This window comes from Endozoicomonas sp. ALB032 (genome assembly GCF_049310125.1).
Lineage (GTDB): Bacteria > Pseudomonadota > Gammaproteobacteria > Pseudomonadales > Endozoicomonadaceae > Endozoicomonas_A.
This window is the reverse complement of sequence record NZ_JBLYNW010000001.1, coordinates 2,298,974-2,325,970: the sequence shown is the minus strand read 5'-3', so window position 1 is coordinate 2,325,970 and position 26,997 is coordinate 2,298,974. Positions and strand designations below refer to the sequence as shown.

General features: G+C 46.2%; 24 protein-coding genes. 12 read left to right on the top strand and 12 right to left on the bottom strand.

Annotation, left to right across the window (positions count from 1 at the left end):
• Positions 1–4: 4 nt before the first annotated feature.
• On the bottom strand, positions 5–2,569 hold the full coding sequence (locus tag ACO6VG_RS08410) for a hypothetical protein (protein WP_422473472.1): 2,565 nt from the start codon (positions 2,567–2,569) through the stop codon (positions 5–7).
• A gap of 754 nt (positions 2,570–3,323) precedes the next feature.
• Here ACO6VG_RS08410 and ACO6VG_RS08405 point away from each other — a divergent pair.
• Together ACO6VG_RS08405 and ACO6VG_RS08400 are read left to right on the top strand one after the other, a co-directional pair.
• The gene (locus tag ACO6VG_RS08405) at positions 3,324–4,865 is read left to right on the top strand and encodes an ankyrin repeat domain-containing protein (RefSeq protein WP_422136520.1); all 1,542 of its coding nucleotides are present in this window, start codon (positions 3,324–3,326) and stop codon (positions 4,863–4,865) included.
• A 133-nt stretch (positions 4,866–4,998) separates the two neighbouring features.
• Positions 4,999–6,059 (top strand): IS630 family transposase gene (locus tag ACO6VG_RS08400; protein WP_422136519.1). Its coding sequence is split into 2 segments (ribosomal slippage): positions 4,999–5,419 and positions 5,419–6,059, totalling 1,062 coding nucleotides; the frame shifts between segments, so codons are not numbered across the junction.
• Between the two features lie 23 nt (positions 6,060–6,082).
• Here the strand turns inward: ACO6VG_RS08400 and ACO6VG_RS08395 are convergent.
• Complete coding sequence (locus ACO6VG_RS08395) at positions 6,083–8,755, bottom strand: hypothetical protein (RefSeq protein WP_422473470.1); 2,673 nt, start codon at positions 8,753–8,755, stop codon at positions 6,083–6,085.
• A gap of 345 nt (positions 8,756–9,100) precedes the next feature.
• Here ACO6VG_RS08395 and ACO6VG_RS08390 point away from each other — a divergent pair, with 345 nt between their 5' ends.
• The 4 genes from ACO6VG_RS08390 (at position 9,101) to ACO6VG_RS08375 (ending at position 12,606) form a co-directional block, all read left to right on the top strand.
• Entirely contained in the window at positions 9,101–9,334 is a 234-nt protein-coding gene (locus ACO6VG_RS08390; protein ID WP_422136516.1) for a TA system antitoxin ParD family protein, read from the top strand.
• Between the two features lie 153 nt (positions 9,335–9,487).
• Complete coding sequence (locus ACO6VG_RS08385; protein ID WP_422136515.1) at positions 9,488–9,883, top strand: IS607 family transposase; 396 nt, start codon at positions 9,488–9,490, stop codon at positions 9,881–9,883.
• A gap of 106 nt (positions 9,884–9,989) precedes the next feature.
• The gene (locus tag ACO6VG_RS08380) at positions 9,990–10,928 is read left to right on the top strand and encodes a zinc ribbon domain-containing protein (RefSeq protein ID WP_422136514.1); all 939 of its coding nucleotides are present in this window, start codon (positions 9,990–9,992) and stop codon (positions 10,926–10,928) included.
• 43 nt (positions 10,929–10,971) lie between these two features.
• Positions 10,972–12,606: an IS1634 family transposase gene (locus ACO6VG_RS08375; protein WP_422137299.1), complete on the top strand. Its 1,635-nt coding sequence runs from the start codon at positions 10,972–10,974 to the stop codon at positions 12,604–12,606.
• 223 nt (positions 12,607–12,829) lie between these two features.
• Here ACO6VG_RS08375 and ACO6VG_RS08370 read toward each other — a convergent pair whose 3' ends face one another.
• The 5 genes from ACO6VG_RS08370 to ACO6VG_RS08350 form a co-directional block, all read right to left on the bottom strand.
• Complete coding sequence (locus ACO6VG_RS08370; RefSeq protein ID WP_422136512.1) at positions 12,830–15,517, bottom strand: hypothetical protein; 2,688 nt, start codon at positions 15,515–15,517, stop codon at positions 12,830–12,832.
• 215 nt (positions 15,518–15,732) lie between these two features.
• Positions 15,733–16,182 carry a coiled-coil domain-containing protein gene (locus tag ACO6VG_RS08365; RefSeq protein WP_422473468.1) on the bottom strand — a complete coding sequence of 150 codons (450 nt, stop codon included), beginning with the start codon at positions 16,180–16,182 and terminating at the stop codon, positions 15,733–15,735.
• A 325-nt stretch (positions 16,183–16,507) separates the two neighbouring features.
• Positions 16,508–18,469, bottom strand: coding sequence for a BCCT family transporter (locus ACO6VG_RS08360; RefSeq protein WP_422136510.1), 1,962 nt, complete (start codon positions 18,467–18,469; stop codon positions 16,508–16,510).
• A gap of 411 nt (positions 18,470–18,880) precedes the next feature.
• Positions 18,881–19,306 carry an RING-H2 finger protein gene (locus ACO6VG_RS08355; RefSeq protein ID WP_422473466.1) on the bottom strand — a complete coding sequence of 142 codons (426 nt, stop codon included), beginning with the start codon at positions 19,304–19,306 and terminating at the stop codon, positions 18,881–18,883.
• A 53-nt stretch (positions 19,307–19,359) separates the two neighbouring features.
• Positions 19,360–19,488: a hypothetical protein gene (locus tag ACO6VG_RS08350; RefSeq protein WP_422136508.1), complete on the bottom strand. Its 129-nt coding sequence runs from the start codon at positions 19,486–19,488 to the stop codon at positions 19,360–19,362.
• 80 nt (positions 19,489–19,568) lie between these two features.
• On the opposite strand from ACO6VG_RS08350, the gene ACO6VG_RS08345 reads away from it, so the two are divergent.
• Positions 19,569–20,075: a DUF29 domain-containing protein gene (locus ACO6VG_RS08345; protein ID WP_422473464.1), complete on the top strand. Its 507-nt coding sequence runs from the start codon at positions 19,569–19,571 to the stop codon at positions 20,073–20,075.
• The gene (locus ACO6VG_RS08340) at positions 20,068–20,562 is read left to right on the top strand and encodes a DUF29 domain-containing protein (RefSeq protein ID WP_422413608.1); all 495 of its coding nucleotides are present in this window, start codon (positions 20,068–20,070) and stop codon (positions 20,560–20,562) included. The genes ACO6VG_RS08345 and ACO6VG_RS08340 overlap by 8 nt, the downstream gene beginning before the upstream one ends.
• Before the next feature lie 37 nt (positions 20,563–20,599).
• Here ACO6VG_RS08340 and ACO6VG_RS08335 read toward each other — a convergent pair whose 3' ends face one another.
• The gene (locus ACO6VG_RS08335; RefSeq protein ID WP_422473462.1) at positions 20,600–21,502 is read right to left on the bottom strand and encodes a hypothetical protein; all 903 of its coding nucleotides are present in this window, start codon (positions 21,500–21,502) and stop codon (positions 20,600–20,602) included.
• 397 nt (positions 21,503–21,899) lie between these two features.
• Complete coding sequence (locus ACO6VG_RS08330) at positions 21,900–22,346, bottom strand: hypothetical protein (protein WP_422413612.1); 447 nt, start codon at positions 22,344–22,346, stop codon at positions 21,900–21,902.
• A 471-nt stretch (positions 22,347–22,817) separates the two neighbouring features.
• Between ACO6VG_RS08330 and ACO6VG_RS08325 the strand changes: the two genes are divergently transcribed.
• Positions 22,818–23,063 carry a hypothetical protein gene (locus ACO6VG_RS08325; RefSeq protein WP_422473460.1) on the top strand — a complete coding sequence of 82 codons (246 nt, stop codon included), beginning with the start codon at positions 22,818–22,820 and terminating at the stop codon, positions 23,061–23,063.
• Positions 23,064–23,115: 52 nt separating this feature from the next.
• On the opposite strand, the gene ACO6VG_RS08320 is transcribed toward ACO6VG_RS08325, so the two are convergent.
• Both ACO6VG_RS08320 and ACO6VG_RS08315 read right to left on the bottom strand, forming a co-directional pair.
• Positions 23,116–23,370 carry a Txe/YoeB family addiction module toxin gene (locus ACO6VG_RS08320; protein ID WP_422136502.1) on the bottom strand — a complete coding sequence of 85 codons (255 nt, stop codon included), beginning with the start codon at positions 23,368–23,370 and terminating at the stop codon, positions 23,116–23,118.
• Positions 23,367–23,621, bottom strand: a complete 255-nt coding sequence (locus tag ACO6VG_RS08315) for a type II toxin-antitoxin system Phd/YefM family antitoxin (RefSeq protein WP_422136501.1) — start codon at positions 23,619–23,621, stop codon at positions 23,367–23,369. The genes ACO6VG_RS08320 and ACO6VG_RS08315 overlap by 4 nt, the downstream gene beginning before the upstream one ends.
• Before the next feature lie 93 nt (positions 23,622–23,714).
• On the opposite strand from ACO6VG_RS08315, the gene ACO6VG_RS08310 reads away from it, so the two are divergent.
• From ACO6VG_RS08310 to ACO6VG_RS08300, 3 genes are all read left to right on the top strand, one after another.
• A complete protein-coding gene (locus ACO6VG_RS08310; RefSeq protein WP_422136500.1) occupies positions 23,715–24,005 on the top strand; it encodes a hypothetical protein in 291 nt (96 codons plus the stop codon).
• 270 nt (positions 24,006–24,275) lie between these two features.
• Entirely contained in the window at positions 24,276–24,824 is a 549-nt protein-coding gene (locus ACO6VG_RS08305; RefSeq protein WP_422412161.1) for a hypothetical protein, read from the top strand.
• A gap of 155 nt (positions 24,825–24,979) precedes the next feature.
• Entirely contained in the window at positions 24,980–25,597 is a 618-nt protein-coding gene (locus tag ACO6VG_RS08300; RefSeq protein ID WP_422473458.1) for a hypothetical protein, read from the top strand.
• A gap of 196 nt (positions 25,598–25,793) precedes the next feature.
• Here ACO6VG_RS08300 and ACO6VG_RS08295 read toward each other — a convergent pair whose 3' ends face one another.
• Positions 25,794–26,981 carry an FAD-dependent oxidoreductase gene (locus ACO6VG_RS08295; protein ID WP_422136497.1) on the bottom strand — a complete coding sequence of 396 codons (1,188 nt, stop codon included), beginning with the start codon at positions 26,979–26,981 and terminating at the stop codon, positions 25,794–25,796.
• Positions 26,982–26,997: the final 16 nt, after the last annotated feature.

Genomic DNA, 26,997 nt, shown 5'->3' with positions numbered 1-26,997 from the left:
ATGGCTACCTTACATCATATTGTACATTGGTAATCGTAACTTCCTGTCTCTCCTTCGATACCATGAATGCGTCAAAATAATCAAAAGGTGCCCTTCCTTCCAGAAGTTTCACTTCTTCACCTGTTTCACCTTTTTTAGGATCCGCGCGGTGATAAAGCGGTAGCTCCATCTCGTCGGCAATGTCCCGTGCGGCATCAATGAATAATAAATCACTCTTATCGGGGTAGGCCTTCTCAAGAAATAACGCAGGGCGATCATCCCGATCAAACACCAGACGAATAACGCTTCTGCTGAGGATATCTCCTTTGGCGCTCTTTCTGACAATCATGGCATTGCGTCCATCCATCACGTAGCTCATTAGTCCTCTGCTGTAATCCTGAGCGCCGTCCGGTGTCAGGCAAGTGCGAACTTCAAGACCACTGATAAAAAGATCCCAGGGGTCTTCCGTCAGCCTCAGGGTTTCTCCCGGGGACAGCAGCTTGTTTCGGGTTTCCACACTGAAGTCACTGAAGTTCGCGCCCCAACCTGCTTTAAATTGGGGGTATTTCCGGTAAACGGCCTGCAAGTGTGGATTGTTCAGCGGTGACTGCCTGCTCACAGTAAAAGTATTGCTGGCACTGGCCTCTATAAACTGATGGATAAGATCTGTAACTTCTCTATTTCCATATTCTTCCATTGCTGCCATGTAAAAAGGCAGGAGATGATAATGTCGTTGTTTCCATAGCCATTGTGAGACCTCCTTACTTTTTCCCACTAAAGCGTCAGCCCCTTTTTCGGCGATCAACAATGGCAATCCTTCTTTCTGACAGCTTAAGCCCATGCTGTCCAGAAATTGATTAAACCTGTCTCCCATGTTGAATATCATGTAGAGCAAACCCAGTTTTTCATACGTCAGGCTTTGGGTGAGTTTTTTCAGGGTCTGTATTACCATTGCCTTATTCATATCATTGCTGGCCAATAGCCGTTCCAGAGTAACCAGCCACTGATGGAAAACCTTGCCATCTTTCATCTGTCGCCTGCTCCTGCTGGCGCTGGGAGCCTGCAAAGATTCACAGAGTTCCTCAATGTCATCTTCTGAGAGGATATCGGGCACAAATGCCAGCCATTGCAGCGGGGCCATGCGCAAATGATCGCCACCTTTGATTCCGGGCTCACCCAGTATTTGCCGTATTTTCGGGGTACTCTGAACCAGACGGGCCAACCCACCGATGAGATAGGGAATATTTTTTTTATTGCCATGTTTCATAATGGCCCTGACAAAATGATCCAATACTGAAGCAGCCATTATTTCTTTGGATGATTTGCAGGCGGCAATGATCATTAAAAGTCGATGCACTTTCGCTTTGATATCGGGTTTGCCTTCAGGCAATGATAGAGCAGCCAATCTGCTTTCCAGATCGTCAACTGCACGGAGCAATACCTGTGAATAGTCCGGGGTCGTTTTATCAATATTTGTTCTGAGTACCCTCAGATAACTGGCCAGCGGTTTGCCTTCAAGTAGAACAAACCCATTGATATCACTGAGTTGTTTGAGTTCTTCAAACTGTAAGGCAACAGGAGCAGGTGCTTTCAAGATATTTGCCACAGTATCAATATAGTGGTGATAATCAATGGAATCAGGTTGTTTCGACAAATAGGCCAGCTCTTTAGCAATATGCCAGATGCTATTTGAATCAGCGGTATACAAAACCGATCTAATGTACGACGTTAACTCAGTAATATCAGCCTCTTTTGAAAAACCGGAGCAGGCTGCATACAGATACAACAATCTTCTTGTGTAGAATTTGAAATCATCATCAACAAAAATGCTTGGTAAATAGCCATCCGCATCAACTCTTGGAAGAAATTCTTTTTCAATATTGTCAACTTCACTCAGCAACTGTCTGGAAAGTTCGTTATTTTCCGATTCAAGGATTTGCCTTATCTGCAGAAGTCCGTCCTTGACCAGTTTGTCATCCTCTACAGGGTTTAGTGCTGTCAGCTTTTCATTGATTTCATTGTCCTCCCTTGCCAGAGAAGGCTTATCAGGAAGGCGTTGAAACAGGTTCTTTGCCTCTTCTAATCGGATGGACAAAGGAATTCTCTCAAGGTACCGGGCGACCATTTCCGCTGGCAATTCAAACTTTTCTTTAGCAGCCAACATAATCCGGAGTTTTTCAGCCGCGCTTAAAAATTTTTTTTCGAATAACTTTTTTACCGTCTTCGAAGCATCCAATCTCATGCACTCATTAATAACAGCCCGTTGCACCTCTTTGGTTGGAGACTTTTCTATTGCCCCATCATGAAATTTTTCCACCAGATTGCTGGCAGCTCTTTTTATAGCTTCTACTTTTGAACCGGGTAATTGATTGACAAGATCAGGGTGAAGATTAACCAGCCGTTCAAACAGCTGTTTACTGCCATCGGTATTGAGGGTTTGTTCAGACAGTAAGGTAATGCCATCATGCAGCTGTACCTGCCAGCCAAGATACTGAACGGAGTCACCTTCTGCTGAAAAGCCAATGGATGACTCCATGATTAATGCATGCAGCTGCTGTAGTGTCAGACCATTTAAACGATAAAAATTCATTTTACCTCAGCGGTACGGTAGGCATAAGTACTCAGCCATACGGAATCGAATATTTCTGGCTTATTAGGCAGCTGCTCTGCAAGGCGCAACAACGGGAACATAGCAAGGCTATGTGACCAGAGTTGCAACGCATCACGACTGCATGGATGCAGGAGCTAGAGCAACGCAGGAGCAGTTGCCGCGAGTGCCTGAACAATAAGTCAGAAAATATGATTTCGTATGGTTGAGTACTTATTCACTGGACAAGCATCTGGCTACCTTACATCACGTTTTACATTGGTAAACGTCACTGCCTGTCTCTCCTTTGATCGAGTCAAAGTGAGAGCGCTTTATTTTCTCCCTCCTGAACACTCCCCCCCTTTTTCGGCGATCAACAATGGTAATCCTTCCTTCTGACAGCTGAAGCCCATGCTGTGCAAAAAATAATTTTTCGTAAGTCAGACTTTGGAAGCATTGCCCAATCGAGCCGGGCAGGCGGAGATATAAGACGATTGAGTCGAGACTCATAATAATTCAGACATTTTAGCTAATAATTAGTTCCATCCATTATCAGGCTGTGCTCAGTTTAAGTATTGGCGCACTCCCCGAAGCCAGAAAAATCAGGAGATTATGAAAATACCTCGCTGTGAAACAGGAGAACCTTTTGTCCTCAATTTAAATCGAACTGAATCAGGGAACTTTTTGATGCATTTTCGAGTCAAAATCTTAGGATCAATATAATTAATGCGATTAATCAGGAAGGGAGGAACGAATAATGCAGCCAGCCACAAACTTAAAAGCGGGTACTGTCCTTAGCCCAGTCTCTGGTGCAAACAGTAAACGTAATCAACCGGGTAATTTTCAGGGTCGTGCCAGCACCTGCGTCGGCGCTGGCAGCTCTGGCTACTCACCACCCGTTGTTGGAAGGCATCCTTCATACCCAGCGGCAGTTCCACTTGCTGATCGAATGACGACTGAAGGCAGGAATATGTCCCCCCGGTTCGCAAATGCAATGGAATACACCAGCTGTGCAACAACTAACAGAGACAAATTTCATTCAGAGTCTGACAGTAGATTGCGCGAACAGCTCGAAGAATTATCATTACCAGATCCCTCACTTTTGCATGGCGATAGAGTTCAGCAGACTGGAGGAAGAAAAGGATCTCACAATGATAAAGCTAAAGCACTGCTGGAAACGATACTGCTTCAAAAAGCTCTCAGCCCGGAAATTAAGCCCGATGGTGGTTCTGGCAAAAGTCCTGGTTTCTTCAAGAGGCGCAAGCTGAATGGATTGGTAACAAAAGCAGTTGATAATTTCTTCAAAAAATCAACTCATAATTTTTCGCCTGCGAGTTTGGTGAGCAGTCAAGCGCAACGAGTTGAACAGCTGCTTCAATCTTTTGCCCGAACGGAATCCGGTCAAAGGCTCTACAGAAAAGCCGTTGCCAATAATCTAGTAGTCCTTGAAAGTCTGTTGAGAAAGGCGGGTGTTGATATCAACCATCAAAGCCCTAAAAGTGGCGACACGCCAATAATTGCAGCCGCCAAGGCGAATCATTGGTCAATGGTTAGTTTACTGCTTGAGGAAAAAGCCACTGTGCATCAACAAAACAAATCTGATTTTCATTTGTTGATGCTGATTTTTAGCGCCTGGGGGGATTACAAGATTACCGATCAGCAACAGAGGGAACTTACTTTAAAAGCCCTCGAAAATCAGCCTGAAGCTCAGATTAAGTTGGCAAACGGTCAGACAAAGTTACTTGCCGTTTATGCCTTTCAACATGCAGTCTTGAGAAATTGTCAGTTATTTTGCAATCAGTTGCTGAAAAACTCTCATCTGGTCAGCGCATTAAAACAAGAACAGATAGGTTCCAAGCTTATGATAGATGTAGTGATGAACTATCGTGACCCGGCAGCAGCAACGAAGTATCTGGTGAATTTGAAAGATTCTGCCGGGCGGCGACTTTTTGATCTTAACTGTAAGACACAGTCAGGTAAAACGCTCCTGATACTGGCAGCAAAAAAAGGTAACACCCATACCATGGAAACCCTTCTTAACACCCCGGGTGCTGTAGAAAATATTAATGCTTACACCACCACCTCCCTACCGTGCCCCCCCTCTCGGTGGACGGCATACACTTATGCTCACTACTACAGTGAAGCCCATCAGAACCGCTATATCCTCGAAAAGCTGGTGAAACGTGGTGCCTGGCGGGTGCCTGCATACAAGGTGAAAGAAAAGGAACCAGATAGTATCTATGGTCATTCCTACCATTTCGGTAGCTATGGCGGCGATGACGGTCCAGATGGTGAGTGATACGGGCAGTGGTTTTGGGGATAGCGGTTGACACCTGAGGAGCCTAGTACATAACTCAAATTTCTTTGTCCTGCAGCAATGCCGGAATTTTCCATTCTGGCATTATTCTCCCTGATTCAGATCAGGGTGACCTATGCCAGCTCAATACCGTATCCGCCTGTCCATAGACGAACAGCAGCAATTAAAAGACCTCATTCACCAAACCAAGGTGGCCAAGCATAAACGTATTCATGCACAGATCCTCCTGTGTCTCGATGAAAACGGGCCAAAACTGACGGAGCTCCAGACCAGCCAAACCTGTGGTGTTTCAACGAAAACGGTTCAGAGAACACGCAAACGCTGTGTACTTGAAGGGCTGGATATTGCTGTTAATAGCAAGTTCAATGGCATTGCCCGCCCAAGAAAACTCCAGGGGGAGCAGCAGGCGGCATTGACAGCTCTGGCTTGCTCAACACCACCAGAAGGTCATAGCCGCTGGACGCTACAGCTTCTCGCTGACCGTATAGTTGAGTTGGAGCATGTCGATTTCATCTCGCATCAAACCATTGGCCGAGAGTTAAAAAAAACGAGTTGAAGCCTTGGCAGAAAAAGGAGTGGTGTATTCCAAAAAAAGCGAACGCAGAATTTGTTTGCGCTATGGAACGTGTTTTGGATGTTTATCAACAACCACATGATCCGAATCGACCACTGATCTGTATGGATGAGAGCAGTAAGCAGCATACTTTGGAGGTCAGGACTCCACTCCCTATGAAGCCTGGCCAACCCCTAAAATATGACAATGAGTATGAGCGCAATGGTGTGAGTTCTCTCTTCATGTTTTTTGCGCCACTGGAAGGTTGGCGACATATCGAGGTGACTGATAGCCGAACTGCCTGCGACTGGGCTCACCAGATCAAACAGCTGGTTGATGTTCACTTCCCAAAAGCTGATGTCATCCGTCTTGTCATGGATAACCTGAACACACATACACCTGCATCTCTTTATAAAGCCTTTGAACCAGGAGAGGCTCATCGGTTGGCCAGTAAGTTGGAAATCATCTATACACCCAAGCATGGAAGCTGGCTCAACATGGCAGAGATTGAAGCGTGGGAGTCCCAGCGTAATGGTGTAGAAAGCAAAATGGAATGGCGATTTACGACCGAGGATGCTCGGGTAAAACTCAAGAAGCTTTACCCGACGATCAAATCGGAGTGATGTACTAGAAGCATCCGTTGTGACTACCTTACATCACGTTGTACTTTGGTAATCGTAAGTTCCTGCCTCTCTTTTGTTGACAGAAACTCGTCAAAGTAATCGAAAGGCGCCCTTCCTTCCAGAACTTTCACTTTTTCACCTTTTTTTGCATCCACGCAGCGGTAAAGAGGAAGCTCCATCTCGTCAGCAATGTCCCGTGCGGCATCGATGAACAATAAATTACTCTGATCGGGATAGCCTTTTTCAAGCAATAACGCAGGGCTATCATCTTGGTCCAGCACCATGCGAATAACACTTCTGCTGAGGATATTTCCTTTTTGGTTCTTTATGACAATCATGGCATTGCGTCCATCCATCACATAGCTCATCAGTCCACGTCTATAACTATGTAGGCCGTCTGGTGATATGCAGCTTTTAACTTCAAGCCCACTGATAAAAAGATCCCAGGGGTCTTCTGTCAGCTTCAGGGTTTCCCCCTGGGACAAGAGCTTGTTTCGGGTTTCCTCGCTGAAGCCACTGAAGTTCGCTCCCCAACCTGCTTCAAATCGGGGGTATTTCTTGTAAACGGCCTGCAAGTGTGGATTGTTCAATGTTGACTGCCTGCTCTGAATAAAAGTACTGTTAACACTGGTCTCTATAAACTGATGCGTAAGGTCTATAACTGCTGCATTCCCCTGTTCTATCATTGATGCCATGTAAAAAGGCAGGAGATGGTGATGTCGTTGTTTCATTAGCCATTTTGAGAACTTTTTATTCACTCCCACCAAAGCGTCAGCCCCCTTTTCAGCGATCATCAAGGGTAATCCTTCCTTCTGACAGCTCAAGCCCATTCTGTCCAGAAATGCAGTAAACCTGTCTCCCATGTTGAATAACATATAAAGCCAGCCCAGTTTTTCATAAGTCAGACTTTGGGTAAGCTTTTTCAGGATCGGCATTACCATGGCCTTATTCATAACCTCGCTGGCCAGCATCTGCTCAAGGGTAGACAGCCATTGGTGGAAAATCTTGCCATCTTTCATCCGTCGCCTGCTCTTGCTGGCGCTGGGAGCTTGCAAAGATTGACAGAGTTCCTTGATGTCATCTTCTGAGAGTCTATCGGGTACAAATGCCAGCCATTGCAGCGGCGCCATTCGCAAATGCGGTCCGCCACTGATTCCGGGGGCACCCAGTATTTTCTGTATTTTCGGGGTACTCTGAACCAGACGGGCCAGCCCAGCGATCAGATAAGGTATATTTTTTTTATTGCCATGTTCCATGATGGCCCTGACAAAATGAACCAATACTGAAGTATCCATTATTTCTTTGGATGATTTGCAGGCGGCAATAATCATTAAAAGTCGATGCACTTTCGCTTTGATATCGGGCTTGCCTTCAGGTAGTGATATACCGGCACATTCTTTTTCCAGATCGTCAACTGCATCGAGCAATACCTGCGAATATTCCGGGGCTATCTTATCAATGTTTGCTCTGAGTACGGTTAGATACTTGTCCAGCGGTTTGCTTTCAAGTAAAGCGAACCCTTTGATATCACTGAGCTGTTTGAGATTTTTAAACTGTAAGGCGACAGGTGCCGGTGTTTTCAAACAATGGGCCAGGGTACTAATATAGTGACAATAATCGATGGAGCCGGGTTGTTTCGACAAATAGGCCAGCTCTTTAGCAATATGCCAGATGTTATCTGGAAAGGAGTTACTTGGTTCGATGATATAAAGAACAGATTTAATGTACGACATTAACTCAGCAATATCACCCTGCTGTGAAAAACCGTAACAGGCTGCATAGAGATACAGCAATCTTCTTGAATAGATTTTGAATTCGACATAATCATCATGGTCTGATAAATTGCCATCCCATCCAACTCTTGGGATATATTTTTCTTCAATACTGTCAACTTCACTCAACAATCCTCTAGAAAGCTCGTTATTTTCGGATGTTAGGGTTTGCCGGATCTCTAGAAGTCTGTCCCTGACCTTTATTTGAGGGTCTAATGCTGTCAACTGTTCATTAATTAGATTGTGCACCTCTGACAGAGAAGGCGTATCAGGAAGACTTTGAAAGAGGTTCTTTGCCTTCTCAAATCCGATGGATAAAGGAATCCTCAAAAGTGTCCAATAAGCCTCGTGAAGTGGTCCTTTATGTTCTTCTTCAGCAGCCAACATAATCCGAAGTTTTTCAGCCCCGTTTAGAGTTTTTGTTTTGTTCAGCTTTAATACCGTTTTCTCAACATCAAGTTTCAGGCACTCAAGGAAAACGGCACATTGCACTTCATTGGTTGGTGACTTTTCTATTGCCTCAAGTTGAAATTGACTCACCAGATTCCTGGCGGCCATCTGTATAGCTACAGCTCTTGAATCAAAGGGTTGTGTCTCAAGATTAACCTGCCGTTCAGATAGCGGTTTACTCCCGGTAGCAATGAAGAATCCCTCTGACATTAATTGCTCATTTTTCATAGGTAAAACTTCAGTTTCTGGCATTCTTTTACGAAATTTACCGGGCAGTAAAGGGTCGTCTGTTGTATTTGCCGTTCTTTTTCGAGCAGTTTTTTCTGTCTGTGCGGTGGTGCCATCCTGTCGCTTTACCTGCCTGCCGAGGAACTGGGTGGAGTCATCTTCTGCTTCTGTTGAAAAGCCATTGGGTTGCACCACCTTCAATTCATGCAGCTGTTGAGTCAAACCTTTTAACTGATAAAAATCCATTTTACCTACCTCCATTGTGGGCGTATGTTGGAACCATTACAGGACAGCCAAATACCATATGTTCTGGAAAATCAGCGTTCAGATCTTTAATACAAAGAAAAACCCTGAAGCTGATTTTCTCATTCCTGTCTTTGCAGTACCGACCTGACTGAATAAAGACGAATCTCTATAACATTTGACTGTTAATCCAATAATTAGTTCCATCCATTGCTCTGTTAAGTGTTGGAAGACTACCCGGTTAAAACTGTGGGTCTGTTGCCAGTCTCGGGGATTTTTTGTAGCTATTTGCTACTTTTATTGTACTCTGCTACATATCACGAATGATCATCAGTTGGAGAATTTGTCATGCCTTCTGCACCATTGAGACTTAATGATGAATTAGTCCGAAAGGCTACTATCGTAGATTCGGCTCTGAGTAGAACCCCACCCAAGCAAATAGAGCACTGGGCTAAGATTGGAAAAATATTAGAGGAAAACCCCGATTTAACCTATTCCTTTGTTGAAAGGATACTTATTGCAAAGGCGGAAATGGACTCAGGGGAAGTGGTTGATTATGAATTTCTGGAAGATGAGAAATGAAGGTAGTAGCAACAATAACCTTCATGAAAACAAAGAAAAAACTTCACAAGAACCAGATTATTGATTTAGATCGGGCAGTCAAATAAAATTGCAACAATCGCAAAATTAATTACGCCAGACACAAGATAAATCGTCAAAAGGTGAATTTATCTTGTGGGGTTCAACTACAAAGCTAGCCAAAAGCGTATCTTACTCAAAGAGCACCCTGATGCAGAATTTATCAGCGACATTGCCAGTGCTTTCAACTTTAAGCGAAAAGGACTGCAAACCATTCTGGAATCAGCGGTGTGCGGAAATCCAACCCATATTGTGGTTGCCACGAAAGATCGCCTTGCCCGATCAGGGTTTGGACTCATCAAATGGCTTGTTGAATTATCGGGAGGATACATCGAGGTTTTGGATGACCCGGATAACGCCTGTGAGCCATTCGACACCCAAGAGCTTATCGGTTTCATTACCTCATTCTGCAATAGCCACTACGGGAAGCGATCTGCTAAAAGACGCAAAGATAGTAGCGTCAAAAAAGATCAGGTTTTACCCAGAGAATAAGCAAGCCTATCACGATGCCCTGATACTCTATCGCAGGTCGTACAACCTTGCTGTTGAGCGTTTCCGCAATGATGACTATAAAGATGCCAGCGGAAAATTCATCAACATGCGACCTGCCATTAAAGCTCAAGTGAAGCAAGAGCAAAAAGAAAGTGGCAGGGCTTATAACTCGCTTGTTTCTGATAATGGAACACTGGCGGCAGCGACCACATTCAAAGCGGTTTGCGAGCACAACAAGAAGCTCAAGGGAGCTAAAGAGGGCTTTGCAGAAATCAGTTTCAAAAGCCGCAAAGGTAGCAGGCACTCATTCTCTATTGACCGTTTGCCAAAGGGGTTAAATCCCTGCGTACAGGCTCTTGGCAAGATTCACCTGACAGAAGATGTGCCAGCAGAAGCGATTGGCAAGTCTTGTGTCATAACCTACGACAAAGGTCGCTGGTTCATTCAGGTTCAACAACATATTGAACTAAATCCCGAAATCCAAGGGAAGGTTAGATGCGTTGGAGTTGACCCCGGAGTTCGCACCTTTGCCACTTGCTACAGCGAAAAAGAGGCGTTGATAGCGGGTGATAAGGTTGCAAAAACAAAGCTGTTCCCACTGATGAAGCAAGTGGACAGCTTGATCAGTCAAAAGCAAAAAATCCTGAACACTCAGAAGGGCGTTAAGTTCCCCGACATGCCCCAGTGGGCAAGAGATCGGATTATTCATTTCAAGAGGGAAATTGACCGGCTGAAATGCAAAAAGGATGACATTGTTCTTGATCTGCATAACCGGCTGGCGTTCGAGCTGGTGTCGAACTACGACGTTGTATTTTTGCCAACCTTTGAGACAAGAGGTATGGTCACACGCAAAGATAAGAAGGTTCGCACCATTCGCCGTAACACCTGCCGCCAGATGCTTGACCTCAATCACTACCAATTCAAAATTCGGCTTAAGTGGTGCGCAAAAAAGTATGGAAAGCATGTAGTTGATTGCAACGAAGCCTATACATCCAAGACTCAATCATGGAACTGCCTTTCACCACACCGATTGATATTTGCCTAAAATCTGTTGTCAAAGAAATAAACAGACATTCAGGTACACCAACATGTCTCAAGCTCAATACCAGTCTAAGAACCTCAACCACCTTGGCTTGGTTGCCGCTATGTGTCGGGAGTTAAAGATAGCCGAATACATTGATGCCCGTATCACAAATGACTCCGATGTTCGTAATGTCACTATTGGACAAGCTGTAGTTGCAATGATCATCAATGGCTTGGGCTTTACGGGGCAAACTCTATACATGCTCCCTGAGTTTTTTGAGGATAAGCCGATTGACCGCCTTATCGGGGAAGGTATACAGGCTGAACACTTGAACGATAAGGTACTTGGTCGGGCTCTCGACAGTTTGTACGACGCTGGTGTTAGCGACTTGTATCTCAATCTGGCCGTCAAGGTCGTCAATCATCTGAAACTTCCTTGCAAGGCATTAAATCTGGATGGCACCAGCTTTCATGTGGATGGAGTCTATAACAGTCATGACAATCCAGACGACTTGAACTGTATTCATATCTGCCAAGGTTACAGCCGTGACCACCGGCCTGACCTGAACCAGGTAGTCTTACAGTTAATGACTGAAAACCAGGCGGGCATCCCTGTGTTTATGGCCCCTGCCAGCGGTAATGTAAACGACAAAACCTGTTTTCAGGAAATTATCAAAAATCATCTGTCATGTTTTAAGGCTGCTTTGAATAGCCGCTATCTGGTTGCTGATGCTGCCATGTATGTTGCAGAAACCCTTCAGTCGCTTGATGAGCAAAAGCAGCTGTTTATCTCCCGGGTACCCCTGAACATCAAGGAGGCAAAGGAGCTGGTCTGCAAAGCGCCAACCATGTCGCTGGAGCCTGTTGAAGGCTATGAAGATTATTACTCAGCTGAAGTGCCTTCCTGCTACGGAGGGGTTCAACAACGATGGTTCCTGTTTCTCAACAAAAAGCGCGGGCTTAGTGAACGGAAAACACTGACCCGAAAGATGCAAAAACAGTCATTGAAAGAGGCCCGTGATCTGGAGAAGCTGAGCAAAAAGGCCTTTTTGTGCCGGGACGATGCATTGAAGGCTTTTGCCTTGTGGCAGAAACAATCGAAACTTTGCCAAAGCGAAACAGAGCCTGAGGTTATCTGTAAACCCTGCTATTCGGGCAAAGGAAGACCATCGCCGGATAGCAAGCCTGATCACTTCGAGTACTTTGTGCAGGCTGAATGCTTTGTTTCCTGCGAGAAGAGGGAGCATGCAGAGGCCTCACTGGGTTGTTTTATCCTAAGCACCAATGAGCTGGATAAAAATAGTTTGAATGCCTCTGAGCTGTTGTCTATCTATAAGTCGCAACAAAAAGTTGAAGGCGGCTTTCGGTTCCTGAAGAGCCCGGACTTTCTGGTCTCTTCGCTCTATTTGAAGAAAGCGGAACGTATTGAAGCCCTGTTAATGGTGATGACTCTGTGCCTGATGGTCTATGCTGCTATCCAGCACAGAATCAGGCAGGAACTGAAAAAGCAAAGTCGTGTATTTCCAGACCAGAAAAAAAAGCCCTGCCAGAACCCAACAGCAAGATGGGTATTTTTCTGTTTTCAGGGGCTTAGTGTATTAACGGTCAATAATCAGGAGGAACATGTGGTTGGTTTGAAGGAAAGGCAGTGGACGATCATTCAAATTTTGGGCATTTTTTACGAGTCCATGTATTCCTGATAGGGGTGGTGAAAGGCGGATGGAACGATACCATTGACGAAAAATTAGGTTCTTTCAAGGTTATTAAGGGTGAGGGCTTCACCGTTGATCGTGACATCAACGGTGCCAGAAATGTCTTTCTTAAGTGTTTGACAAGGTAGCTTGAACCTTAGCCATAACAGCGAGTGTTGCGCTCGTTGCGGTTTTAATCAAGAGCTGAGGAGCCTGCAAGCATCCGTTATGACTACCTTACATCACGTTGTACGTCGGTAATCGTAAGTTTCTGTCTCTCCTTTAATAAAGGAAAAGCGTCAAAATAATCGAGAGGTGCTCTCCCTTCCAGAAGTTTTATCATACCTTTTGTACCTGTTTTAGCATCCAGGTAGTGGTAAAGGGGCAGGCCCATCTCGTCAGCAATGTCCCGTGCGGCATCAATGAACAATAAATTACGCTTATCGGGATAGCCTTTTTCAAGCAATAACACAGGGCAATCATCCTGATCCAGCACCATGCGAATCACACTTCTGCTGAGGATATTTCCTTTTTGGTTCTTTATGACAATCATGGCATTGCGTCCATCCATCACATAACTCATCAGTCCAATTTTAAAACTCAGGGCGTCAGGTGATAGACAGCTTTTAACTTCAAGCCCACTGATAAAAAGATCCCAGGGGTCCTCTGTCAGCTTCAGGGTTTCCCCCTGGGACAAGAGCTTGTTTCGGGTTTCCTCGCTGAAACCACTGAAGTTCGCTCCCCAACCTGCTTCCAATCGGGGATATTTCTTGTAAATGGCTTGCAGGTGTGGATTGTGCAGCGGTGACTGCCTGCTCTGAACAAAAGTGTTGTTAACACTGGTCTCTATAAACTGATGGGTAAGGTCTTCAACTTCTGCATTCCCCTGTTCTATCATTGATGCCATGTAAAAAGGCAGGAGATGGTGATGTCGTTGTTTCATTAGCCATTTTGAGAACTTTTTATTCACTCCCACCAAAGCGTCAGCCCCTTTTTCAGCGATCATCAATGGTAATCCTTCCTTCTGACAGCTCAAGCCCATTCTGTCCAGAAATGCAGTAAACCTGTATCCCATGTTGAATAACATATAAAGCCAGCCCAGTTTTTCATAAGTCAGACTTTGGGTAAGCTTTTTCAGGATCGGCATTACCATGGCCTTATTCATAACCTCGCTGGCCAACATCTGCTCAAGGGTAGACAGCCATTGGTGGAAAATCTTGCCATCTTTCATCCGTCGCCTGCTCTTGCTGGCGCTGGGAGCTTGCAAAGATTGACAGAGTTCCTCGATGTCATCTTCTGAGAGTCTATCGGGTACAAATGCCAGCCATTGCAGCGGCGCCATTCGCAAATGCGGTCCGCCACTGATTCCGGGGGCACCCAGTATTTTCTGTATTTTCGGGGTACTCTGAACCAGACGGGCCAGCCCAGCGATTAGATAAGGTATATTTTTTTTATTGCCATGTTCCATGATGGCCGTGACAAAATGAACCAATACTGAAGTATCCATTATTTCTTTGGATGATTTGCAGGCGGCAATAATCATTAAAAGTCGATGCACTTTCGCTTTGATATCAGACTTGCCTTCAGGTAGTGATATACCGGCACATTCTTTTTCCAGAACGTCAACTGCATCGAGCAATACCCGCGAATATTCCGGGGCTATCTTATCAATGTTTGCTCTGAGTACGGTTAGATACTTGTCCAGCGGTTTGCTTTCAAGTAAAGCGAACCCTTTGATATCACTGAGCTGTTTGAGATTTTTAAACTGTAAGGCGACAGGTGCCGGTGTTTTCAAACAATGGGCCAGGGTACTAATATAGTGGCAATAATCGATGGAGCCGGGTTGTTTCGACAAATAGGCCAGCTCTTTAGCAATATGCCAGATGTTATCTGGTATACGGTTATTTGGCTCGATGATGTAAAGAACGGATCTAATGTACGACGTTAACTCAGCAATATCAGCCTGCTGTGAAAAACCGGAACAGGATGCATAGAGATACAACAATCTTCTTGTATAGACCTTGAAATTTCTATAATCCTCAGCGTCTGATAAACGGCCGTTCCATCCAACTTTTGGGATAAATTTTTTTTCAATATTGTCAACTTCACACAACAGCTGTCTGGAAAGTTCGTTGTTTTCCGATTTAAGGGGTTGTCTGACCTCCAAAAGTCTGTCCCTGAGCATTTTATCAGGTCTTAATGCTGTCAACTGCTCATTAATGACATTGTCCACCTCTGGCAGAGAAGGCGTATCAGGTAGGCGCTGAAACAGGTTCTTTGCCTTCTCAAAACCGATGGATAACGGAATCCTCGCAAGTATCCAGTAGCCCTCAGGAAGTGGACATTTATTCTGTTGTTTCTGCTCTTCTTCAGCTGCCAACAAAATCAGGAGCTTTTGAGCCCCATTTAAAGATGTTGTTGTGTTTAGCCTTATCAGCGTATTATCAACATCAAGTTTCAGGCACTCAAGGAAAACGGCACATTGCACTTCATTGGTTGGTGACTTTTCTATTGCCTCAAGTTGAAATTGACTCACCAGATTCCTGGCGGCCATCTGTATAGCTTCAGCTCTTGAATCAAAGGGTTGTGTCTCAAGATTAACCTGCCGTTCAGATAGCGGTTTACTTCCAGCAGTAATGAATAATCCCTCTGACATTAACTGCTCATTTTTCATAGGTAAAAGTTCAGTTTCTGGCATTATTTTACGAAGTTTACCGGGCAGTAAAGGGTCGTCTGTTGCATTTGCCGGTCTTTTTTGAGCAGTTTTCTCAGTCTGTGCGGTGGTGCCATCCTGTCGCTTTACCTGTCTGCCGAGGAACTGGGTGGAGCCATCTTCTGCTTCTGTTGAAAAGCCATTGGGTTGCACCACCTTCAATTCATGCAGCTGTTGAGTCAAACCTTTTAACTGATAAAAATCCATTTTGCCTAACTCCATTGTGGGCGTATGTTGGAACCATTACAGGACAGCCAAATACCATAAGTTCTGGAAAATCAGCATTCCGATCTTTAATACAAAGAAAAACCCTGAAGCTGATTTTCTCATTCCTGTCCTTGCAGTACCAATCTGACTGAATAAAGACGAATCACATTAACATTTGACTGTTAATCCAATAATTAGTTCCATCCATTGCTCTGTTAAGTGTTGTCCATGATGTTTTTTACGCAGTCGAGTATTAGTTCCAGTTTTACGTCGTGTTCCTCCAGCTTGGTTACTATTTTTCTATGGTCACTGACGAGTATTTCCTGACTGCATTCCAGTTTGTCCATTCTGGAGTCCAGTTTTTTCTGCCCGTCTTCCAGCCTGTCTACTTTGGTTTCCAGCTTGTCTACTTTTGTTTCCAGCTTGTCCATTCTGGAGTCCAGTTTTTTCTGCCCGTCTTCCAGCCTGTCTACTTTGGCTTCCAGCTTGTCCATTCTGGAGTCCAGTTTTTTCTGCCCGTCTTTCAGTGCGGCAGTGTCGCTGCCGACGATTGACAGATTTTTTTCTATTCTGTCCAGTCGGCTCTCTGTAACGTGCCATTCTATTTGCGCTCCTGCTTTGGCGGTTTCATCGGATACACCGGCTTCCAGCAAAGCGGTATACAAAGGTTGGTGAAGGATTATTTTTACCGTAGGTTATTGTTTGGGTGGGCTGAGTATAGTCGGGTTTGACTATCGCGGCGGTACGATACAAGGTAAAACGATAATAACAGGTACAACAACCAAGAAGAGATGCAAAAGGCTAAGTGCTAGAGGGTGTCGCAGAACTCCAACAGCTCGTTCCCACGCTGGGACCCACAGGGCCTAAGAGCATGGGAACCAGAGTTTTGCGACAACCTCTAAAGCGAGGGGGTTTTACGCAAAATTCGATAAACCTTAAGCCCGAAAGCCTGCCAAACGACAACTTTCCAGCAGAGCGAGCGCCGTTGATTCAGCGAACCATATGCAGGAAGTGCATATGTTTCTCGTACTGATCAATAATATCGCCAATGACCTGTTCCCGGGTCCAGCCCATAATGTCGTAATCCTGACCACCCTCCCTCAGGAAGACTTCTGCCCGGTAATACTTGCTCTCTTCTTCGTCATCAATGACAAAACTGGGTTGAACATAGGAACGAGGGCTGACCCTGTAGAGAAAGTCCTGTTCCTCACCATGAAAAACATTGAGAGAGGCAATACTTTTGTTGCGATCAAAATCAATTCCGGTTTCCACTCCCTGCTCTTCCAGCTCTCTGGACAGGGACTTCATTGCCGGTAACACGACACTTCTCATGAAGACCCTGACACTTTTGCGCGCCGGGAAGTGGGTAATATTCTGCAATCGACTCTGCCATGGAATTGAAACATTGGCATGGCTCGGAGCCAGGGTGGTTTGGGTCAGACTTTCTTTCTTGGCAGCATCCAGTGCCAGCGCTTTTAACAACCCATAACCGGAAACCAGCAACACCACAGCGAATGGCAAAGCCGTTGCAATAGTGGCTGTCTGGAGCGCCTTGAGACCTCCGGCAAGCATCAGTACCAGGGCAACCAGACCAATCAGGGTAGACCAGAATACCCGCTGCCAGACCGGTGTTTTCCCTTCACCCTTAGAAGCCAGCATATCAATCACCATGGCACTGGAATCGGAAGAGGTTACAAAGAACACCACGACCATGATAATGGCGATTCCTGACAGGAACTCAGTGGCCGGGAAGTACTCCAGAAACTTGAAGAGCGCCAGTGAAACATCGACCTGAACAATGTCAGCGAGATCTTCCGCACCATGATTCATAATCAGATCAATGGAAGTGTTTCCGAATACGGTCATCCAGATAAAGGTCAGACAGGCCGGTACAAACAGCACGCCACAGATAAACTCGCGAATGGTTCTGCCTCTGGAGATACGGGCAATAAACATGCCGACAAAAGGCGACCAGGACAACCACCATGCCCAGTAAAACAGAGTCCAGCCACCCATCCAGTCGGTCGGTTCATAGGCATAGAGATTAAATGTTTTGTCGACGATATCGGACAGATAACTGCCAATATTCTGCACCAGTATCTGCAACAGCAGGATAGTAGGCCCGAGAATAATGACCATGGCCATCAGCAACAGTGCCAGCAGCAGATTGATCTCGGATAAACGACGAATTCCCTTATCAAGCCCTGAAGCAACAGAGAGCGTGGCCAGAGCGGTAATCACTACGATCAAAACCACCTGAACATGAGTGCTTACATCAACATCAAACAGGTAATTCAGGCCCGAGTTGACCTGAAGCACGCCATAACCCAAAGCTGTAGCCACACCAAAGGTCGTACCCAGAATGGCAAAGATATCAATAATATGACCAATAACACCGTGAATACGATCACCCACAATCGGGAAAAGCGCTGAACGGAGGGTTAATGGCAGATTATGACGATAGCCAAAGAACGCCAGAATCAGAGCCACAATGGCGTAGATGGCCCAGGCATGAAACCCCCAGTGAAAAAAGGTAATTCTCATGGACTCCCGGGCGGACTCGATGGATGCAGGATCGCCCACAGGGGGAGTGAGAAAGTGCATAACGGGTTCCGCCACGCCAAAGAACATCAGGCCAATCCCCATACCGGCTGAAAACAGCATGGCAAACCAGGAGCCGAAGCTGAAGTCCGGCTCGGAATGGTCAGGGCCTAACTTAATATCGCCATAACGGGAGAGGCCGACAATAGCGACGCCGATAAGGATAATGGCGACTGCCGTCACATAAAACCAGCTGGCGTTGGTCATTATGGCCGTTTGCAAGAAGGTGGAATAAAGCTCGGCTTGCTTCGGAAACAGAGCCGTAGAGACTACTATCAGAAGAATGATACTGGCTGCACCGACAAAGACGGGCAAGTTAAGACTGTGACGTGATTCTGAAAGATCAGACATAAAGACGAGTGGCTCCCAAAGTCAGGTTGATTGACTGAAGCTCTTCAGGTGAAGTTGTTTAAGTGAAGGCGCTGAGACTACCTCAGTATTAAACAATTTCAGGCGAGAGGGCGGAAGATACTACAGGTCTGATATTCAGTGGTCAAATGATGTTGGTTTTTCTGATCTGTTTGTGGCAATCGGTCGAATCAATCATCTGAACAGGCCAGGAGATCACTGAGCCTGAATCCTGTTATTGGGACGATGTTCTTGTTTCTTTACAACAAATCATCCGTCCACAGACGTGCATTCTAATGGGAATCCCTCGCTGGCTTCTTTGAATCGGTTGTGACGAAACTGACCAACTCACTGGGCAGAACGCTTGCTCTGGCAGCAGGTAATGATGTTAAAGTGCCTGCAAAGGCAACTGAATCAGAGCATTATATTACTTAAATCTGAACTCGTTGGCTCCTGCCTGTCTGTCTCACCCCGCATAGCCATATAGCTCGATGCTATGGCTTCAGCCTGCCTGTCTGTAGAGGAGTTTCCATTCTCACGGGTCGAAGCAGAACGTCTCGATAACATGGCCAAGGCCAGGGCTCGGGATTGATCACTGGGTCTTAAGGCTCGCAATAGTTCTACTTCCCTGGACACTAAAGAGATTCTGCAAGATGGACAGGTTGAATTTTTCGATAGCCAGGGTTCCAGGCAGTCTTTGTGAAACATATGTTTGCATTGTTTGAGAACCATGACTTCCCTTCCGGCAAAAGTTTCGAGACAAACAGGGCAATTGTCGCTCGGCTTTTGATAAAGTGCTGACTGGCTATCTGGGCTGCTGGGCGGTTTGATTCCGTTCATATCTCTTACTGCTCTCTCTGTTTTTCAAATAACTTACGTTATTGGACCAATGTCTATCCATTGAGTTCCCTGTGCTTATGTTTGCGATACCGACGGTTCTCTTTGGCATCAATGGCCGAATTGACCAGCCCAAAACCACGGGCAAAGCCCCCGGCAAAGGCATCTGTGCTTTGGTAATTCATTTTGCTTACCTTCTGTTATTTGCCTACAGTGGTTGGGCAATGGAGGTATTTTTTGAAAGGTATCCAGTTAAGGTAAAACGATGAATAGCTTATATAACACTGATTATCATCAATGGCTGAGTCAGCAGGTGACCCTGTTGAGAAATCGTAATTTTGAACAATTAGACCTCGAGAATTTGTTGGAGGAGTTGGAGTTGGGGATAGAATCCAAGGTAGACAATCTGGAGAGCTATCTAATTAATCTCATACTTCATTTACTTAAAATGGATTATCAAACATCCGTTCTGAAGGATTCGGTAGCCTCTGAAAGAGTCATTAAAGGTTGGATGGATACTATCGATAACGCCAGGGATGCGATTAGTCGATTAATCATAAAAAATCACAGCCTGAAACAACGGGTGGAAGATGTTTTAAGTGAGTCTTATCCTGCTGGGAAAAAAGGAGCCATTCGGGAAATGAATCGTCACATGCCGCCCAAATGCCCCAAACTGGATAACAGCAGCTTTCCCGACACCTGCCCTTGGTCTTTTGACCAAATGATGTCTGAAGACTGGTATCCACTGAACGGAGTAAGCCTTTATGAGTAGTTTATACAAAACCGATTACACCCAATGGCTGACCCAACAGCGTGAACTGCTGGCCCAGCGCCAATTTGACAAACTCGACATCGACAATCTGTTGGAGGCGATGGAACAACGTATGGGCGATACGAAAAAAGAATTAAGGTCTTATCTAAGAACATTGCTCATACATCTTTTGAAATACGCTTACCAAAAGCGAGTATTGAAAGATTCGTGGGTAGAAGACAAAGTTCTCTACACTTGGATACCCAGTATCAACAACCCGAGAGTAGATATTAAAGACCATATAAAAGAAAACCCCTGTCTTCAGCCAAAGATAGACGAAGTACTTGCAGAAGCCTACTCTCAGGCTAAAAAAGAAGCCGTCAAACAAATGAACCAATACATCAAGATCGAAAGCAAGCGCCTGAACAAAAGCAGCTTCCCCGAGTATTGTCCATGGACGTTTGAAAAGATCATGGATGACGACTGGCTACCGGAGGTTGGAAAATGAGTAGTTTATACAACACAATTACAGAACAGCCAAAGCATCACCACTCTGACCCGAGTGCAGAGTAATCGATTAATGCTTTTATCTTTATGGAGCACAGTTGCAAGACAAAAATCAGTGCACGGACACTCTGAACCTGCTCAGGCTCCGTGGGGTTGACTGATTGAAGACAGAAGTGAAGCTGATGACAAGCGTCCACCCAGTCACTACAGTACATCCGCCCTTCTTCAACGTCATAAAGAGCATGTCTGACACTCTCTAACCCTGATCGGATGGTCTGTTTCAGTGTCTCGAACCGGCTGACCAATTGCGGTAATTCTGCCCGCAATGAATTGACCACGCCTGAACCGTTGTTTCCAGCCAGCGACAAGAATAATTGGTACCCATACAACATTGTGTGAGCCCCATGAAGCAGCCGATTCACGTTGTCACTGGTCTCTGCCAGTAATTTTAATCCTTCCGGTGTCATGCTCAGTTTTTCCGGGTTTGCGAGACAATCCAGTCCGCCACCGGAGTTAAAAAATGGTTGCAGTCGGGCGTTTTGATCCCTGAGCCACTGAAAACCGCTGTCGACCTGATCGAATGTGCCTTCAGGGGGGAGAAAATCCTCCCAGGATGGGATGGCTTTGGCTAACGGTGATACAGAAAAAGCAGAGGGCAGGCTTCTGTTATTGTCCGTTGTTCCGGCGAAGCAGGCTTCGCTGAGGCTCTCGCCAGAGGCAATGGCCTCTTCAGTGCTTGCCGAAGAGTACATTCCAGTTTCAGCCTCGCTTAACATTGCTTTTCGAGCCGCAAGACTTGTACCTGCTTGCGAAAGTTGACCAACACGTGGAATAGACGGCACTGCAACCGTTTTGGTATCGGAGTCCTGTGCGCCACCCTGCTGCGGTTGAAATACCGTAGCAGCTGCAGTGCTGGTTGTTTGGCTTTCTCCATAAGTCATAATCTATCCTCCATGAAAATTAATAATTTAGAATCGGCAGCGGACATAAAAGTTCTCGCCCTCCTACGTATTTGGACAGGCAACGGACATAAAAGTTCATATTTCACGTTGTCGATGAGACCGGGGAATTTTGGTGTGAGCTTTCGAGAACCAATCTTAAAGCAGTGTCAGGCGAAACCAGGAGGCAGGTTGCCAGGTGAGAGCGCAGGTGAGTGCATTGAGATGTCAGTCAGAATATTACTCGCTGAATCAATCCGCATTTGCTCTGCCAGTCTCGATAACGGCCTCCTTAAAGAACTTGTGGTCCAGAGGAGGCCATATTTGCACCCTGTACGATGGTTTCGTCAGAGTTCTTTTGAGTCGCACCGTCAGAGACGGTGGTTTACCACTAAAATGCCTATTTGTCTTTCAGACGCTCAAGCTTCGACTTAACCTCTATATCAAGCTCCTTCGCTGCATTCCAAACAGCTTGTGCAATAGCCTCGTCATCCTTAGAGATTTCGGAATCGCTGTAAGTGTATATGCCATGAACGTTTAGCATAAGCTCATGAAATGGCCCAACCAATTTTTGATTTTCAGTCATCGCTTCATTGACCATCCGCTGGTAGCATTGCGCCAAGGCAGTGTCATCCTTATCGACTTTGGTTTTATTGCTTTGAAGATTCAGCAAAAAAGCTTCAGCCTTTCGGTCTGTCAGGCTTGTGCCCGTTTTCGGATGACCTGCAGGTGGAATAGACGGTACAGTGTCCGTTTTGGCCTTGGATTCTGGGGCGCTATTCTGCGACGGTTGAAATACCGCACCTGTTGCGGTGCTGGTTGTTGTTGTGGTTACTCCGTAAGTCATAATATTTCCTCCTTGGGAATTAAAATTAAGAAAAGGCAACGGACATTAAAGTTCACGTTAACCTTAATCCTTGGACAGGCAACGGACATTAAAGTTCACGTTAACCTTAATCCTTGGACAGGCAACGGACATTAAAGTTCACGTTAACCTTAATCCTTGGACAGGCAACGGACATTAAAGTTCACGTTAACCTTAATCCTTGGACAGGCAACGGACATTAAAGTTCAAGTTTTCCCTTTAAGACCTCGAAGTTTTTCCAGCGCAACCAATTCATTACTTCGCCATTGGTGGACTTTACCCTTCTTGCGAAGGCTTCTTAGTAACATCCCTGTTAGCCCTTACAAGAGCCTTTACCCTGAATTGTGGCAATTCTGGAGGAACTTTTGAGGCATGATTCGATCTAAATATTTAATGCCAGCGATTACAGCCAGCATTAGTGCAATGGAATGATCTGGAAGATGACACCCTGTAATGGGCACCGGTGCCAGCATCAAAGCCTGTGGGATAAAGGCACAGCACTGCTACCCTATCAATGGCGGCAAGGTCTATCAGGGCAGCCCGGTCAAGTCTAACGCCGCCAGTGTCCATGCCAGCAGTTACAACAGTCTGACGTTTAAACTCTATCGCGATGATGAACTGGTGATGACACAGGCCGTGACTCAGATCGGGGCTTTCGTCTGCCAGCCGGTCGGAGTTCACGGTGGCATTTTGAGTTAGAGGGAACCGATACCGTGACCGCTGTGATTATGGCCAGCAGTATGGGGTCACTTTAATAATGAAAACGACACTGAGCTATAAATAAACCGGCATCAGTCACTCTATAAACAAGGCGGTGCTCCCGATCAATACGCCTCGACCAGTAACCCGACTTATCATGTTTAAGTGGTTCTGGACAACCCAGACCTTCGAACGGCTGCCGCTTAGTGTCTTTTATTAAGGTATTAATACGCTTTAGCATTCTGTTGTCATGAGACTGCCAGAACAGGTAATCTTCCCATGCGGTTTCAGCCCAAGAAAGTATCATTCCTCTATTAGTCCATGCTGGACTGCATTACCGGCCTCAATTTCAGCGATGGCTTCATTTAAACGACGAGCATTTTCAGGGCTGGACATTAGATAAGCCGTTTCCTGATAAGCATTGAAATCTTCGACAGACATAAGTACAGCTGGCTTACCATTTTGCCGTGTGACCATTACAGGCTTGTGGTTATCATTCACCCTATCCATGGTACTGGCCAGCTGTGCACGAAAATCTGAATAACTCATAACATCCATGATGCAAACTCCAGTATTTATTTTATTGGCTTCATTGTACGCATATACGTACTTATAGGCGAATAATGATTAGAAATAAAGGACTAACGAATTATGAGCTTCCCTGCACTACCCAGCAGTGTTGACCGCTACGTTCGGGAAATCCTGAACCGGCTATTGGGTCGCACCGGGGCCGCCGGTGATGCCGTTGTCTTGCGCCGTGATCTGGTGCAGTTGGGTCTGGCGGGCAGTCAGGGGCAGAACCTGGAGCTGCCAGCATCGTCGGACTATATCACTCAGGTACTGCAACCGGTGGAAGGGTTGAGCATTCCCGACAAGCCCACCACGCCGGAAGGTCTTAAAGTTCACATTAACCTTAATACTTGCACAGGCAACGGACATTAAAGCTCAAGTTTGCCCTTTAAGACCTCGAAGTTTTTCCAGCCCAGCAAATTCATTACTTCGCCATTAGTGGGCTTTACCCTTCTTGCGAAGGCTTCTTAGTAACATCCCCGTTAGCCCTTACAAGAGCCTTTAGCCTGAATTGTGGCAATTCTGGAGGAACTTTTGCGGCATGATTCGATCTAAATATTTAATGCCAGTGATTACAGCCAGCATTAACACAGTGGTAAATCCTGGGGTGTAAACAACTTATTTTCTAAGGAGAGAAGAAATATGAATGCATCAGATTCTACGTTCCCACCGGTGATAACACAGCCGCAAACGACGGCTCAGATAGCACCGGATAATAACTGTAAGTGTCCGGATGGCGTTGTTTCAAATCGTGTTGTACCGGTTGGCGGCTGTTCCCTGCTCGGTGCCGTTGGCGGTACTCTGTTTGGTGCTGTTATAGCCTGCTGCAACCCCGTAGGTGCCTATTTCAGCTCAGCCAGCGCTGCCGTTGGTGCTTCTGTTGTCTGCTGTCTTGCTACTGGCACTGTTGCCGGAGCCGCTGTTGGCACTTATGTTGCATGCAAATCCCCCAGCCGCACCGGGCTTAAGGAACGAGCAATCACAGGATCTACGATGACGAACACCCTCACCGCTGAGCAGCAACAGTGTCAGGGGCTACCATCGGCATTGACTTCATTGGCCGCAGGCAATAGTTCTGGCAGTACCGGTCCTGTTCGGTCCCAGCCAACTGCTGCTGGCTGTCCCCGGATAGGAGCTGCTGTTCGTTATCAGCCAAATGCGGGTGTGATCCTTCCTTATCTCTTAACTTAAAGATCTATCCGTAGAAGCGCTACTCCCGGCGCAACTCCGGAGGAACTTTTGCAGCATGATTCAGTCTCAGAATTTAATCCACCGGGTACAGTCAGCATTAATGCAATGGAAAATCCCGGGGTGTAAATAACTTATTTTCTGAGGAGAAAAGAAATATGAATGGAGCAAATTCTGCGTTCCCACCGGTGATAAAACAGCCACAACTGACGGCTGACAGAGCATCGGATTCTACTTTTAAGTGTCCGGATGGCGTTGTTTCAAAATGGGTTTTACCGGTTGGCGGCGCTACCTTGTTGAGTGGTGCTTTCTCAGCTCTGGGTTGTTATTGTGTAGCCGGTTTCAAGCCCGTAGGTGCCTACCTCGGCGGTCCTGTTGGCGCTATTGTTGGCGCTGGTATTAGCTGCCTTTGTGTTACTGGCAATGACTTCAGGGGCACTGATATTCGGGAGCGAGAGATCACCAACTCTATCAGGATGGACACCCTTTCCAATGCGCTGCAACCGTCTCAGGAGCGACTATTGACAGTGTCTTCATCAGACACAGGAAATAGTTATGGCTCTTGCAATCCTGTTCAGTCTCAGCCAAGGAGGACCGCTGTTCAGTCCGATTCTGATGATAGCTCTTCGTCCAGTTCATCAGACGACGACCTGTTTGACAGCGCCATTCCTTCTGTTTTCAGAGCCAGGGATGGGGCCGACGTTGCCTCCGGATTACTCACGAATATGGCCCTCAGTGCCGGCAGGCTGGCTGCTGTGCGTTCATCTCTCCGGTAATTGTTCAGGTAACAAAGTTGAGAGTTGGGTTTACCGTTTGGAGGAATTTCCGGACTCGGAACGGTTGCCAATTCTTTGGCTGGTTTTGCTGTAGCCATCGGCAGCCCCATAGTTGGTCATTATGCCTCTTTGGCGCTGCTGTTTTTTTGACTTCGGCTGGGTTCATCGGTCCGTTCTTTGATACCTGCTCAGCGTCTCAATGAGGATTAATTGGATAGCCAAAAAACTGCTTGTTTTCCCTTAGTATTTTTGTAAATAAGGCTTCATTCAGAGCCTTATCCGAGCCGTCATTGTGGTCGACAAAAGTGGCTCCCAGTAACCCTCCCCCTCTGGGCATAAAATAGATGTCCGCTTTATCCGCAGGGCTGGTTCGTTTCGGTGCTCCCGGCGGCTGGTAGCGAGTGTAAATAATGTAGTCGAGCTTTTTCAGGGGTTGATGAGCCAGATCCAGCAACAATCCCATGTTTGGGTAGACCCTGTCATCGTGATTCAGTTTGCCGGCCCCGAGCCCGGAACAGTTAAAAACAACATCGGTTTTAATATCATCCAGACTGTCCACTGTCTTATGGATCACGGGAATCTTTCTGGTTCTGAGTTCACGATCAAAGGCTGCCATAATGACAGCAGTATCCATAAAGTAAGTCCGGAATTTTTGCATCGGGTAACTCACACCGGTCGAAAACTCAACCACGCCTTTCTCTGGTTTGGGTAACAATCCTGCCTCGGCAAAGGGCTCAATACCGGTATAAGTTTCCAGGGGACCTTCCTCGTCTTCTTTGCCCAGACCACTGTAAACATCAATAAGATGAACCCCTTCATTGATGATGGGATGGGTTCCGCTGTCTACCCTTTGGTAACCCTTGAGCGTCTCAATGGCCAGCTGTTCAGCCTCTTTTTTCTCTGTTTCATTTTCTGTTGCCAGAGACACCATGGCCAGATAGCCGGTTGAGTTCAGAGAAGCAATACGGTTGTCTTGCTCGGCGACAATACGAATGCTCCGGTAGCCTGCATGATGGAGTGATAAAGCCAAGGCTTTTCCCATACAGCCCGCGCCAATGACCGTAATGGGGACCTGGTCGTTGAATTTATGCTCTCTGGCCTTCTTCTCAAACAGGGCCATAGCCTTGTCGACACTCCCCCAGAGAAGCGTCCAGCCACTGCCTCCATGACCGTATAAATGGACTCTTAACTGTTCACCCAGACTCTCGGCACTAATCTCTGGCAACCCTTTTCGCATAGGGCGAAGACAGACAACCTTGCGATCAATATTGCCGATCATCACCACTCGCCCCTGAGCATCAAAGTGGGCATCGTCCAGCTGAACCGCCTCAAGCTGATCATAAAACGGGGCTGAATGGACCACTTGAGAGGAAAAAAGGGCCATTACCAATACCGCACAG